At 73.1% G+C, this 13,267-nt stretch carries 10 protein-coding genes; 1 reads left to right on the top strand and 9 read right to left on the bottom strand.

Going from position 1 to position 13,267, the window contains the following annotated elements:
- Positions 1 to 27: 27 nt before the first annotated feature.
- The 8 genes from WMI84_RS02155 to WMI84_RS02190 all read right to left on the bottom strand — a co-directional run bounded on the left by WMI84_RS02155 (position 28) and on the right by WMI84_RS02190 (position 9,147).
- Positions 28 to 1,599 (bottom strand): peptidoglycan DD-metalloendopeptidase family protein, encoded by a 1,572-nt coding sequence (locus tag WMI84_RS02155; protein WP_347350356.1) that lies wholly within the window; start codon positions 1,597 to 1,599, stop codon positions 28 to 30.
- Positions 1,596 to 2,270 carry a hypothetical protein gene (locus tag WMI84_RS02160; RefSeq protein WP_347350357.1) on the bottom strand — a complete coding sequence of 225 codons (675 nt, stop codon included), beginning with the start codon at positions 2,268 to 2,270 and terminating at the stop codon, positions 1,596 to 1,598. Before WMI84_RS02160 ends, WMI84_RS02155 begins: the two co-directional genes overlap by 4 nt.
- A complete protein-coding gene (locus WMI84_RS02165) occupies positions 2,267 to 4,234 on the bottom strand; it encodes a hypothetical protein (protein WP_347350358.1) in 1,968 nt (655 codons plus the stop codon). Before WMI84_RS02165 ends, WMI84_RS02160 begins: the two co-directional genes overlap by 4 nt.
- Positions 4,224 to 6,785 carry an ATP-binding protein gene (locus WMI84_RS02170; protein ID WP_347350359.1) on the bottom strand — a complete coding sequence of 854 codons (2,562 nt, stop codon included), beginning with the start codon at positions 6,783 to 6,785 and terminating at the stop codon, positions 4,224 to 4,226. Before WMI84_RS02170 ends, WMI84_RS02165 begins: the two co-directional genes overlap by 11 nt.
- The gene (locus WMI84_RS02175; RefSeq protein WP_347350360.1) at positions 6,785 to 7,333 is read right to left on the bottom strand and encodes a hypothetical protein; all 549 of its coding nucleotides are present in this window, start codon (positions 7,331 to 7,333) and stop codon (positions 6,785 to 6,787) included. Before WMI84_RS02175 ends, WMI84_RS02170 begins: the two co-directional genes overlap by 1 nt.
- 22 nt (positions 7,334 to 7,355) lie before the next feature.
- Positions 7,356 to 7,751 (bottom strand): hypothetical protein, encoded by a 396-nt coding sequence (locus WMI84_RS02180; protein WP_347350361.1) that lies wholly within the window; start codon positions 7,749 to 7,751, stop codon positions 7,356 to 7,358.
- Entirely contained in the window at positions 7,748 to 8,725 is a 978-nt protein-coding gene (locus WMI84_RS02185) for a conjugal transfer protein (protein ID WP_347350362.1), read from the bottom strand. The genes WMI84_RS02180 and WMI84_RS02185 overlap by 4 nt, the downstream gene beginning before the upstream one ends.
- Positions 8,726 to 8,859: 134 nt before the next feature.
- Entirely contained in the window at positions 8,860 to 9,147 is a 288-nt protein-coding gene (locus tag WMI84_RS02190; RefSeq protein WP_347350363.1) for a hypothetical protein, read from the bottom strand.
- A 240-nt stretch (positions 9,148 to 9,387) separates the two neighbouring features.
- Between WMI84_RS02190 and WMI84_RS02195 the strand changes: the two genes are divergently transcribed.
- Positions 9,388 to 10,185, top strand: a complete 798-nt coding sequence (locus WMI84_RS02195) for a hypothetical protein (RefSeq protein ID WP_347350364.1) — start codon at positions 9,388 to 9,390, stop codon at positions 10,183 to 10,185.
- A 249-nt stretch (positions 10,186 to 10,434) separates the two neighbouring features.
- Here WMI84_RS02195 and WMI84_RS02200 read toward each other — a convergent pair whose 3' ends face one another.
- A complete protein-coding gene (locus WMI84_RS02200) occupies positions 10,435 to 13,068 on the bottom strand; it encodes a DEAD/DEAH box helicase (protein WP_347350365.1) in 2,634 nt (877 codons plus the stop codon).
- Positions 13,069 to 13,267: the final 199 nt, after the last annotated feature.

The raw sequence follows: 13,267 nt of genomic DNA on the forward strand, positions 1-13,267 counted from the left end.
CGCCTGGTCAAGAGCAGACCGGGGTCGCTATCGGGTGCGAGCCTCAACGTGATCCCGGTGTGCGATGGTGTCGTCGATTGCCCACCCGAGAGGACGGTAGGGGCGCCATCCTTCCGCGGCGCGGTCGGCGGTCCAGATCCTGGTGTCGTAGATGACCGTCTGGACGCCGAGGGAGTTGGCGTTGGCTTGCAGCCAGCGGGCGACGACCCAACCGGACTGCCGCCCGGTGGGGGTCCGGAAGATGGGGATGGGCACATCGATGGTGTCAGGCCGGGTGGCGGTGGCCGTGGGGTCGATGCCGGGGAAGGCGGCTACGGTGCACCGGATGACGCGCCGTGCGGGCGCGGTGGCCTGCTTCTCCGCCGGCAGGCGGGTCGGGGCGCAGGCGCTGGCTGGGGCGCCGGGCATGGTCGGCACAGTGCTGCCGAATGACCCATCCCCGGCAGGGGACGCGGCACCGTTAGGGGTTGGGTCGGTGGGGCAGGCGGCTGCGGCGGGGTCGGCGCCGAGGACGCCAGCCGTGTCCTGGCTGGCTCCCTTCAGGGCGGCGACGACTGCTCCCGCGTCGGCCCAGTACGGGGCGTAGGCGAAGGGGTCGGTGTTGCGTTGGGTGCGGTGCGCGGCGATCGTCGGGGCGAGCTGCCGGTAGCCGGGGATCTTCGTGAGGGCGTCGAAGAAGAGGCCCGCGGAGCCGTGCGGGTCGAGCCGGACCGCGAGGGGGCCCCACTCCGGGCCCTGCTGGAACGGGCCGACGGTGTCGCGGCGGACGGCGTCGCCGTGGGCAAGGGGCCGCAGGGAGGACTCGGCCATGCTGGTCATGACCCCGACGGTGAGGGTCCAGTCGTCCAGGTGGCGGGCCTGGCCGGCCCGGATGATGCCGGCCGCGACCTGCAGCTGCGGTCGCCGCCAGGTGCCGACCCGGGCGGGCAGCGATGGTGGCACACCGTTGGTGGTGGACGCTGCTGGTGGGGCGACGGGTGGGGTCTGTGCTGGGGCGGTGCCGGTCCCGTCGGTGGGCGGCAGGCGCAGGCCGTGCGCGGTGGCCCAGTCGCGGGGGTTGACCAGCTTCCCACCGGCCCGGATCTCCCAGTGCAGGTGGGGCCCGGTGGAGTGGCCGGTGCTGCCTTCGATGCCGATCCGCTGCCCGGCGGCCACGTGCTGGCCCTGTTGGACGGTCCACCGGGCCAGGTGCAGGTATCTGGAGGTGAACCCGCCGCCGTGGTTGATCTCGACGGTCAGCGCGCCCCACGGCTCGGGCCCGACGTAGGTGATCACGCCGGCCTTCATCGCGACCACGTCACCGCCGGCCGGGATGCTCGCCAGGTCGATTCCCTTGTGCGCTCGCACTCTCCCGTCGACCGGGTCACGCCGTGCGGGGTTGAACTCGCTCATCACCACGAACCGGCCCACCAGCGGGACCCGGACCGGTCCGCCGGCATCGAGCACCACCAGGCCGGCGCCCCCAGCGACCGGTGCGCACGCGGCCGCCGCGGCTCCCCCACCGGCGGCGAACAGGACGAGCATGAGGACGAACGCGGCGGGGCCGACGCCGAGCACGGTGAGCGCGGCGATCCCGGCCAGGACGATCTTCTTGCTCACGCTGGCCCGTCCGGGAGCACGGCCCGGGTCACGACCCAGCCGCGGGCCGGGCCGGGCACCAGGTGGACCGTGACCGGTCCCGCGTCGGTCGGGACGGCGACCGCGAGCACGGCCTCGGTCCCGTTCCCGAGGGGAACGAGGCGGCCGGGACCGGTCACACGGTCCCACGGGACCGTGGCCGGGTCAGTGCCCCGGTAGTCCTCGACCGCCTGGGGTGACAGGTGCGGGGTGACCGCGGCCCACCATGCCGCGGCGGGTGTTGCCTGGGTGGGCCGGGCGTAGGCGCGCACGAACCTGGTGGCCCGCTCCACGGCCGCTCGGGCGGCGGTGGAGCCCGGCCTGGCTGCGATCGTCGGGGGTGCGAGCGGCTCCGCGGGGTCGGCGGGGCCGGCGTCCATGGGCGCGCCCGGTGCGCGACGGGCCGGATCGAGTGCCGACCCCGGCGTGGACACCGATGGGCTCAAGGATGGGGCGGCAGGCGGGGTCACCGACCCGTCCCCGGGGCGCGGCGCGGTTGCCGCCGGGTTAGGGGCCGTGCTGCTCGCTCCCGCGTGCGCGGCGGGCGGGGTGGGGCTGGTGTGGTCGGGGTGGGGCCACAGCATGGCGGCGCCTGCGGCGAGCAGGGCCAGCACGATCAGCCAAGCGCCGCGGCGCCGCGCGTAGCTGCTCACGGCAGGCTCCCGGGGGGTCGGCGTGGCGGGTTGGCGTTCAGGCGAGCCTTGACCCGGTCGCCGGGCTCACGCTGCGGGCCGGGTGCCTCTGCTGGGTGGGGCTCGCCGGCGGCGGGTGAGCCCGGGGGTAGCGGGCCGGGTCGGGGTGGGCGCGAGGGGGAGGTCGCCGGCGGTGGTGTCGGGGCCGGGACGCCCGGGCGGGAGGTGCGGCCTTTCTCGAACGGGTCCGCCGGGGGCTGCTGGTGGGTGAAGCCTGCCGGTCCGTGTGGAGTAGCTGGGGTGTCTGGTTGGGTGGGTGGGGTGGTTCGCTTCCCGGTGGCGCGGCCGGCGAACCGGGCGGCGGCGGCGAGGTTGTGCGTGTACTCGTCGCGGTAGGCGCCCGCGGCCGCGACGCGGCGGACGACCCGGTCGGTGGCGGCTTGTCGGCTCGCCGAGATCTTCTCGCGCAGGGCCTCCGTGGTCTGGGTGGCGGCGGCCTTGCCGGCGCGGGTCCAGCGCGGCACCGAGACCGGGGCCCCCAAGGTGGTGCCCCACGCGAGTTTCGCGGCGGCGCCGCCGACGGCCCCGGTGACCCGCGCGGCGGTGCGCAACTGCTCGACGCGACGAGGCGGGTGGCCCGGTGGGGCGTGCTGCCCGGGTGCCGCGGCGGCTCCGACCGCGCCGACGGCGGCGGCCGCGGCGGGGCCGGCCGCGAGACCGGCCGCGGCCCGGGTGAGCTTGAGCTGGCTGACCGTCGCGACGCCCCGGCGGGCCGCGGTCAGCATGGAGGGGCGCTGCGAGCCGGTGGCGCCGGTGGTCTTCTTGGCGAGCCGTTCCGCGGCGGCGCGGGCCTTCTTGCGGTTGCGGGCCAGGTGGGTCAGCAGCATGACGCCGCCGATGACCAGCAGCAGGTCGGTCAGGAAGAACGCGAGGATCGGGTTGTACCCGCCGCCGCCCTGCGCGGCGGGTTTGACGGCGTTGGTGAACACCAGCTCGAGCAGCTCGAGCTGGATGGTCAGCAGGATCAGCAGCATCAGGATCCCGAACGCGCACATGGCCGCGCTGGTCAGGCAGCGGAAGAACTCGGTCCGCCCCTCGCCGGGGGCGATCGCGCGGGGGGTGTAGAAGAGCAGCTTGACGGTGTCCTTGACCGCGATGACACCGAGCAGGAGCAACCCGATGGCGATGACGAAGGCGATGCACAGCAGCGAGACCGTCGAGGGGCTCAGCACGATCCCGGTACCGAGCGCGGTGATCCCGTCGACGGCCTGCGCCGCGCTGTCGCAGCCGGCCACGACCTGACGCACCCACGGCGCGTCGTCGCCGCGCGGGCCGGCGGCCAGCGCGTCATGCCACACCTTGACGCACTGGGCCGACAGGGGCTTGCCGAAGTTGATCAGCTGGGCCGGCAGGTCGACGAACAGGTCGACCAGCCGGGCCCCGGCCGCGCCGGGCAGGGCCTTGCCGCCGGTGTCCTCGGTGCCGATGCTGGCGGCGGCGGACAGGCCGAGGTCGCGGGCCTGCAGCAGGATCCCGTCGGGGCCGGTGACGAACCGGATCGGGTTGGCCAGCACGCCGGCGAACAGGGCGGCGATCGTCGCCGAGGTGGCCATCTCGGTCAGGCCGGACCCGACCCGGCCGGTGACCAGCAGGAACCCGGCGACCAGCGCGGCGACCGCGGTCATCAGCGGCACCAGGCCGACCTCGGCGATCATCGCCTGGATCGGGGTGGCGATGACGGTCAGCCCGTCCCGGATGAAGCCCAGCCAGCCGAACCCGGCGGCCATGTTGACGACCCAGACCAGGAACGCGCAGACGAACCTGTAGACCCACCACAGGAACTGGGTCATCCCGACGAAGACCGCGTTGAAGCTGAACCCGAGCGCGTTGGTCTGCGGGTCCAGCGACAGCTGGTACTGGCTCATTCTCAGCCCGGCGCTCGAGAGCACGCCGAAGGTGTCGAGGGTCCCGCCGTTACCGGACACGGTGCTCCTGCCGGGCCGGGTGCGCGGGCGGCGGGTCGGACAGGCAGGCCAGGCGTCGGGCCGGCACGGCGGGCAGCAGCATCTTGGCCCACCCGGCGGTCCCGTTGGCGCACGAGATCCACGCCTCCCCCTCCCGGCCGGCCATGACCCGTTTGGTCGACGGGTCGATCGGGGAGATGTCCTCGGCGAGCCGGCGCGCGTACGGCTCGAACTGCGGGTCGGTGTCGGTGAACCCGAGCCAGCGCAGCGTGGCGGCGGCCGCGGCCCGGTCGGCCTGCCCGAACGCGACCCGGGTCTCGAGCAGGCCGCGCAGCTCCGGCGAGCCCAGGTCGTCCACCAGCTGCGAGGCGAGCCACACCGCGAACGAGGCCCGCCGGGACTCGCGGACCAGCTCGAGGGTGGAGCGTTCGGCCTCCGGGGAGCTGGTCACGTAGGAGGCCTCGTCGGCGACCACGACGGTGAACCGGGACCGGTCCCGGTAGGCCTGGATGCGGGCCACCCCCATCAGCAGCGCGTAGTAGGCGCGGCCGAACAGCTTGGGCCCGCGCAGCTGGTCGAACTGGTGGGTCAGGGACAGCTCGCCGGCGCTGGGCAGCTCGAGGCCCGCGGTGCGGAAGATGACCAGGGCGCCGGTCAGGTCCGGGACCGGCAGGCCCGCCTCGAACACGGCCCGGGCGTAGCCGCGCCCGGCGTGGACCCGGATCCGGCGGGCCACCGTGGCGGCGTCGGGCAGCTCGCAGGCCGGGGACTCGAGGTGCTCGAGCAGCCCGGTCGCGGTGTCGATGGCCTGCCGGCGCAGGTAGCCCGGGTCGAGCGCCAGGGCGAGGGTGGCGCCCAGGTCGTGGTTCGGGCCCAGCCCGGTCAGGCACACCAGGAAGTCGGCCAGGATCTCGGCGCCCTGGGCGGGCTCGAAGATCTGCAGCGGGTCCATCGTGTAGGCCGGCGCGGCCGGGTCGATCAGCACACCGCCGGGCACGTGCTGCGATAGGCGCCCGTACTCGCACTCGGGGGTGCGGTCGATCACCAGGACCTGCGCGCCTTGCAGGCACACGGCCAGGGTCATCGTCTTGAGGAAGGCGGACTTGCCGCGGCCCTTCTGCCCGGTGATCCCGAGGTTGCCGCCGATCCCGTTTTGGCTGTACCGGATCAGGTCGAGGTGCAGCGGGGCGAGCAGGCCCGGCTCGGTGATGTTCAGGCCCGTGAAGGTGCCGCCCGGGTCCCCGAGGCCGGCGTCGACGAACGGCACGGCCAGCGCCAGGTCCGAGGTGGTCGTCTTCTGCTCGTAGGCGCGCACGATGCCCGATCGGGCCACGCCCGGCAGCATGGCCAGCCACAGCTGTTCCTGGGCGGTGCCGGCCGGCCGGTCCGTCTGGCAGTCCGCGGCGGTGAACCAGCGTTGCAGCCGCTTGGCCTGTTCCTGGGCGGTGGGCCCGTCCGGGCCGGGGACCGCGAAGAATGTGGCGTGGTTCAGCTCGGCCTCGTTGGGGTCGTTCTGCAGGATCGCCTGGTAGTCGGTCAGCAGCCGCCCGGACTCGTCGAGGGCGTGCTCGCCGGTCGTGACGGCGTGCTCGCGCTGGTAGTACTGGTCGTTGAGGTTGGCCACCGCGGAGGCGGTCTTGCGCAGCGCGACCTGGCGGTCGACCTTGCGCAGCCGCACCGCCCAGTCGACGCCGGCCACGCCGCACTCGTCGATCCGGCCGAGGTACTCCGAGCCGGGGAAGCTCATCCCGTTCGGGGGGAACCCGGTCAGGGCGAGCATCGACTGGTAGGACGCCTCCTCGAGGCCGGTGTCGATCAGGGCCGGGGTGGACACCTTCAGGAACCGGTGGCGCATCGGGTCGAGGCGGGCCACGGTCGTCCGGTCGTGGTCGGACCGGCCGCCGACATCCAGCACGGGCGCCGAGAGCACCCGCGCGGTGACCGGGTGCGGGCGCGACTCGCCGGCCGGCTCGAAGGGGTCGGTGCGCAGCCAGCGGGCCGCGGCGTGCTCCCACACCCAGACCGTCTCGGCGACCGTGACCGGGGTGGGCCGGAACGGCGCGGGCAGGCGCCGCATGATCATCTCGGCCTGCTGCAGGCGCCGTTCGACGCGGGCCGGGCCGATCAGGGCCGGGGGCAGGTTGAGCGCGGCCCGGACCCGGTCCAGGCCGGCCGCGGCCGGCTCGGCCAGCACGTCCCGGCCGGTGTTGGCCAACGGCAGGTACAGGTACCTGACCCGGGACCCGAGCGGGTACTGCTCGAGGGTGTCGAAGCTGGCCTCGCACTCCTCGAGCCAGCCCGGGTACTCGTCCCAGGCGGTCTCGGGGATGCCGGTCAGCATGTTCTGCACGACCGTCACCGGGCAGGTGGTGATCACCAGCCCCAGCAGCAGGGCCTCGCCGGCCGGCAGGGTGCGCAGCAGCAGCCGGTGCAGGTCGGCGACCGCCTCCTTCTCGCCGGCGCCGCGGGCGCCGTAGGGCAGCCCGGCGATCCGCCACCCGGCCCACACGGTGCCGTTGCGGGTCCAGGCGAGGTTGCGGTGCATGACGGTGTAGGGGACCTCGGGAGGCATCAGCTCGCCTCCCGTGCGGCCACCAGCAGGCCGGCCAGGGCGGTGACCGGGGGCCGGTCCGGCACCGGCCGGTGTGGGTGGCCTGCCGCGGCCGGGAACACCGTGACCGCGGCGGGTGCGGTGGGGTGGTGGGTCTCGGCTGGCCCGATGACCAGCACGCGCGCCGCGCCGGGACGGGCGGCGCGCCCGGGCCGGGGCGCGGGCCACCGGACGGGTCGGCCCTGGTGCCTGCCGAACCGGGGCGACACCAGCCCGGCGAGCACGCTCGAGGCGATCGCCAGCGGGTCGCGGGCCCCGAAGGAGAGCTTCCCGGCCAGGAACCCGCACGGTGCGGCGCCGGCGGCGGCGGCGGCGAAGTCCAGCACCCCCCAGTGCCCCCAGAGCGGGCGCAGCCAGCACGCCAGGACGAAGACGAGCACCGTGACGACCAGCTGGGTCAGGGTGTAGGGCCCGCCGGGCAGGCTGAAGCCCTCGATCTTCCCGACCAGGACCGGGATCTTGAAGGCGCGGGTGAACTGGCGCATCACCCGCGGCGCGGGTGGGCTCATCGATGACACAGTGGGCACCGGGTCAGGCCGGCACGCCGGGGCCGGCCGGCCGGGGCGTCACCACGAGGTCACCGTGCGGGCCGGTGGGTGCCGGCACGATACGGGCGGACGCGCCGAGGTCCTTGTCCATCTTGTCGCTGGTGTCGCTCAGGCCGCCCTGGATCCACCAGAGCGCCAGGGCGGTGACCAGGATGGCGCCCACGACCGCGGCCGCGGCCATCCCGGCCCGGACCATCCGGTAGACGCCCCAGGCGACGAAGGCGACGGTGCCGGCGAGCTTGACCAGCGCGGCTCCGTCGGTCAACAGCCGCTGGACGGTGCCCAGGCTCCCGTCGGGGTCGATCGCGGCGGGAAGAGCCGCCAGGTGCGCGCCGGTCTCGAGGGCCGGCTGGATGCTCGAAAGGAGCAGGGTGTTCATGTCGGATCGGTGCTTTCTGTGCGAAGGGACTCAGGTGCGTGCGCTACTCCCCCCGGCCTCGCCGGGGGCTGGCCGTCCGGTGAGTCGGGCACCGGCGCGGTGGCAGGCCCGACCGCCGCAGCCGCGGCGGCCACCTCGGGCGCCGCGGCAACCGCGGCGATCTCCCAGCGCCCCGCCCGGACGCGCAGCTCGAGCCCGATCTGCGCGTTCAGGGGCCCGGACGGGGTGCGGATCGCGTAGCTGACCAGCACCCCGGCGTGGCTGCCCTCGGCCGGGGTCGGGGCCTCGGCGACTGGCCGGGCCGCGGTGGTGTCCACCTGAAGGACCCGCTCGAGCGGCAGCCCGGTGCCGGCCTGCGGCGCGGCCACGACGGCCCCGGGCGAGGTGAACCGGGTCACGTCCGCGCCGGCCAGGTAGGCCTGCAGGAACGCCTCGACGGCGGTCACCAGGGGCGAGGCGGCCGCGACGTCCCGGGTGGGGTAGGCCAGGCCGGCCGGCCCGGACAGGGCCGGCGCGGCGGCCAGGCTCGGCAGCGCGACCGGCGCCGCGCGGCCATCGGCCACCTGCACCGGGACCGCGAAGTACGCCACCCGGGACCTGAAGCTGGCCGTCAGCAGGACCCGGTAGAGCCCGCCACCGGGCCGGGCCGGGGAGACCTGCACGACCCGGATGCCGGCCAGCTTCAGCGGCGTGGCGGGCGTGGCCTGCACCGGCAGGCCGAGCGCGCGCAACGGGCCGGTCCCGGCCGTGCTCGCGCCGGCCCACGCCTGCAGCACCCGCACACCGGTGTCGGCGGCCAGCGACGTGTCCTGCACGGGTGGGGCGCCCGGGACCGCCGCGGGCCCGGCAGCGGCCGGCGCGGCCGGGCCGGCGACCCGCAACTCGACTTGCGCAGCCACCCCGGCGGCCACCGCCGCGGCAGCGAGAACCGGGACCAGGCGGGCGGCCAGGGCCACCTGCGGGGTCCCGGACATCACCGGTGAACGCGGCCGGGCGCGGCGCGCCGACCGGCGCCCCACTCCCCCGGCCGCATCCCCGACGGCGGCGTCGGGGGCGGCCGCCCGGCCCGGCCGGTCGGATCCGGCACGGAGCCTACGGCCGAGCCCGGTCATCGCGGCGTCCCGTCGGCCCCGGTGGCGGCGCGGAGCCGGGCCGCCGCCGCGACACCGCGCGGCCACTGACCCTGCAAGAAGACCTGGAAGCGGTCGACCTGCTCCTCGGCGAGACCCGGGGCGGCCAGCACGTCCAACGCGAGCCCATCCAGCTGACGACGGGTCCCGAGCACGGCGCCCGCGTCCCGCAGCCACGCCCGGCCCTCGGCCAGCTCGGCCTCCCACGTGTCCTCGGCCATGGCGGCCACCTCCTTGTGCCCCCGCAGATGTGTGTCACTGGCCATGTAGGTAGGCCGCGAAGGCCGGGTGTGACCCCGGCCCGGCAACCTTTTTTCCGCCGGCCCGCCGCAGCACCCCTTGTCACCCCTGCTGGCCTGCGCAAACACGGCCCGAGACGATTGCCCGCCCGCCCCCTTGCGGGGCCTTGCCGGCCCGCTGGGGGTGGCCGGCGCGGCAACCCGGACCCCACGGGGCGGCCCGAAACGTGGACGCGTCACGCACGCACAGTCAAGGAGCGCTCCCCCATGACCGTCCACACCGCCGCCCGGCCGCGCGCGTCCCGGCCGCCCCTGACGACCGGGACCATCGGCCTGCTGAACACCGAGTGGGCCACCCTGGGCGCCACTGTCATACCGGCGCCATGGCGGGCCGCGCCCACCCTGGCCGGGTTCGCCACCGCCGAGGACGTGCTGGCCGGCGTCCGGGCCGCGCCGCAAGCAGCCCGGCGGGACGCGCTGCTGCACGCGCTGCTGGCCCTGCACGCCGCGGGAGACCAGCTGGCCGGGCGCACCGTCCTGCAGGCCATGCTCGGCAAGGCGACCCGGATGGCCTACACGGCCAAGAAGCGCGGCACCATCGACCCGTTCGAGACCGTGATCGCAGCGATGTGGGAAACCATCCGGACCTACCCGCTGCACCGGGCCAGCTCGGTCGCCGGGAACCTGGCCCTGGACACCCTGCGCCGGCTCGGCCCGGCCGCGACAGCCCGCGAGATACCCGCCGGTCTGCAGGCCGAGACCCACCCCGACCCGGGCGGCGCGAGCCATCCTCGACGCGCCGCCGACTCACCCGAGACGAACGAGGTCTTCGACGCCGTCCTGCCTCGCACCCTCGGCTGGGCCCTCGAGCACGACGTGCTGACCCCCGCCGAGGTCCGGCTGCTGGCCCGGCTGCACCTTGACGACAACGAGCCCACCCTCACGATGCGCGAGCTCGCAGGCCGGATGGGGATCACCCACGCCGCGCTGCGCCAACGCCACAGCCGAGCCATCCGCGCCCTCGCCGCCGCCATCACGACCCGCCTCGACGAGCCGGCCGCGTGACCTTGTGTTGTCGTGGCGCGGCGACGGCTCGAGGACCGCTCTTGCGCAGCACTCTGTGTAAGTGTAAGGAAGCAGCGACTCCTCATCTGGAGTGCAGATTCGGAACTGGGGTCGCCGCCCCCGCTAGGCCGGCGCCTGCCTGGGCCTGCCCACCGGTGGTGGAGATCCATAGACCGGAACGGAACCGGGTCGGTGCCTCTGGGTTGGGTACGCGCCGGTGGGCGTCCCGGATGAACTGTGCCCTAGAGTTCAGCCCACAGCCCCCTCGTCGTCCGTATGGATGCGCGAGATCCGGCCCAGCCACTGGGTGGGAAGCACCTCCTCGGCGTGCAGCGCCTCACGGATGACCCGTCGCATGAGCTCGTCCTCCGAGCCGGGAGCGAGCGAGGTCTTGATGGCACGCCACGCGCGGTCGAGCCGGTCGGCGAGTTCTCGGACGAACTCGATGCTCACCCAATGGGAGTGCTCCTCAGCAACCCCACGTGCTGCCGCGTTGAACTTCTTCTGCGGCGTCGTGAGGATAGAGACCGACCCCGACGGGATGGCCGTACCGAGGCGCTCCTGCATACTCCGCAGGTGCCGGTTGGTCTGGTCGATGCTTGACACGTCGATCTCTGTGGCCGGCCGCGCCGCGCTCTTGGCCTCCCACGTGACCCAAAGAACGCCGGAGAAGTCCCACGACGCGTCCGGCTGGGCTGTCCCCCCGCGATCGCCGCAGACATCCCTGGCGCCGGCGAACTCGCCGAGTTTGACGAGCGCACTCTCGAACGATGTCGCCTTCGTCTCGGCTAGCCCCGCCTTGATTTCCTCGATAAGCGGGTCGTACACGCTGGGGCGACGGAGCCGGTCGAACACGTGGATGGCCTGCGTCACCGCGGCTTCGTCTACTGGGTCGACATCACTTGTTGCGCCCGTCATCGCCGCACGGTCGGCAGCTGACTCGAGGTGCGCCAACCACATCGTGCCTCGCGCGCCCGCCCTCGCCGAGCTGAACGCGGCCCTCGCCGCGTCGAGCGAGGCCGCCCCGGGGTCCCTTGATGCGTGGATGGTCGTCCAACTGCCCAGAAGGTAGTTCCAGAACGCGGCGTAGCGTCGACTACCTTTGCCGACCTGGACGATGTCTACGACAGACTTGGCATGCCTACGCGCTCGATCCCACTCCCCCTGCCAGAGTGCTTGCCACGCGGCGACTTCGTCGGCGGCGGAGTTGTCGAGTTCCGCCGTACCCGCCGGGCTGGCCTGTGTGTACCCGTCGCGCCACGAGGTTATCGTCGCCTCGGCGGACTTCCACTCCAGGTTCTGCCGCAGGAAGTGGTCGAAGAGGATCATGAGTTCGTCCGAGTCGTTCTCGAGCGAGGCCTCAAGTCCGAACTCCATCTCGGCGTGTAACTCCGGGTGAAGTGCTCTTTGGACGTCCTGGCGCCCCGTGAACGAGGTGAGGTCGCTGCCGAGCATGAGGACGGCTGCGTAATCCGTTGGGTTTCGCGTCGCTCGTCCGGCACCTTGCGTGATCCGAGCACGGATGCGCTCCTGGAGAACCTCGATCGCACCCAGACCTTTCGCGAGGAAGCGCTCCTGCAGATCACCACGCGCCGGAAGCCCAGCAATGATGACCAGCCGGCACGAGTCGTCCGGCAGGTCGAGCCCGTCGTACCGGTTCGCCATCCCAAGGATCGCGCTCTGTGCCGTGGAGAAGGGTGCGAGAGAGTCCTCGACGTCTTTCGGGCGGAGGACCGTGACCCCGGTAGGTACACAGACCGAAAGAAAGTCCTCCATCGTGTAGGTATCCGGCGCAAGAACGACCGCACGGCCGAACTTCGCGATGACGTCCTTGACGTATGCCTGGCGAGTGACCGGGTCTGCTTCCGAGAGATCAGTCGTCGACTCCGGGAAGGCGAAGAACCTCCGCCCGTTGCCGCGCCGATCCCACCCACTCGGGATGGGAAGCCTCCGGATCTTCTTGCGGCCGAACGCACGCTCCAGTTCACCGCCCTCACCAAGGGTGGCACTCATGTACAGGCGCTGGGTTGCGCCATCGAAGGCCCCCAACGTTGCGGTCGGCGCGATGAAGGGGCGGATGAGGATCGCGCGCCTGCTTACGAAAACGAGCATCCTGTCAAAGTGCGTCTCCACTAGACGCAGCGCATACGTCACATGGCGGTCCACGCTGCGCGCATCGACGGCCCGGCGAAGCACCTCAGCAAGCTCGGCGGACCTAGCCTCGACTCCGACGCTGCTGGCCATGTAGATCTCGCTCGCGTACTTGCCGCTAGGGCCCTCCGCGCGTAACCGCGCGACGACCAGCGAGTCGAGCGCAGGCTCCAGGACCGTGAGGACCGAACTGTACGCCTCGTCGGTGCGCTCGATCTTGATCGACCACGGCGCGGACACCGCGGTCTCGGCAGCGTGGGCGTCGTCAAGGATCAGCAGTTGGGCATCCGACAGCGGTGGGTTGGAGTTGAAGATCGACCAGTAGGTCGTCACCGCAATGGCTTGGGCGCTCGTATACCGCAGTCTGTCGGCGGCCGGCCAGTCGCGGTTGTTGCCGATGAGGAGTACGGAGTCCATGCCGTAGTCCTTCAGCTTCTCGAAGCTTTGCTTGGCCAGTCCTTTGGTCGCGCAGGCGTACACGACACGCTCGCTCTGCTTGCGTCGGCGCCACTCGCCGATCGTTCCGCCCACGAGTGTCTTGCCCGCGCCTGGCGGCAGCTCGAGGGCTACGTCGCTCGCACGTAGATGCTCTGGTTGTGCGTATGACCGAACCATCTCGCCCTGGTGGAACCACAGATCCTTCGGGGCCGAAGGACCCTTGGGCAGCGAACGGTAGAACTCGACGAGGTCGTCGGAGGTGGAAGCGACAGGGCCGCGCACAGGAAAGGGCACGCCCCCGATTGTCCACGACTGGGGTTGATCCCGGGGGGGTCTCGATCACGCCCCGGCTCCCCGGGGCAACCCCACCGATGTGACTGTCCCAACCTCCGCCCACCTCCGGAACTTTCCCCCCGAGGAAGGAGCATGACTCCTCCTCCCCAGCGCAAGGGATCCTCGGAGCGAGGAGGACGCAAGGGGTCTCGGCTGGCTA

Source organism: Intrasporangium sp. (assembly GCF_039812505.1).
Lineage (GTDB): Bacteria > Actinomycetota > Actinomycetes > Actinomycetales > Dermatophilaceae > Intrasporangium_A.

Excerpts from the sequence above, each read along its gene's own strand:
- WMI84_RS02185 (WP_347350362.1), bottom strand. The coding sequence starts at position 8,725 with ATGTCCGGGACCCCGCAGGTGGCCCTGGCCGCCCGCCTGGTCCCGGTT.
- WMI84_RS02170 (WP_347350359.1), bottom strand. The coding sequence starts at position 6,785 with ATGCCTCCCGAGGTCCCCTACACCGTCATGCACCGCAACCTCGCCTGG.
- WMI84_RS02175 (WP_347350360.1), bottom strand. The coding sequence starts at position 7,333 with ATGAGCCCACCCGCGCCGCGGGTGATGCGCCAGTTCACCCGCGCCTTC.
- WMI84_RS02195 (WP_347350364.1), top strand. The coding sequence starts at position 9,388 with ATGACCGTCCACACCGCCGCCCGGCCGCGCGCGTCCCGGCCGCCCCTG.
- WMI84_RS02180 (WP_347350361.1), bottom strand. The coding sequence starts at position 7,751 with ATGAACACCCTGCTCCTTTCGAGCATCCAGCCGGCCCTCGAGACCGGC.
- WMI84_RS02190 (WP_347350363.1), bottom strand. The coding sequence starts at position 9,147 with ATGGCCAGTGACACACATCTGCGGGGGCACAAGGAGGTGGCCGCCATG.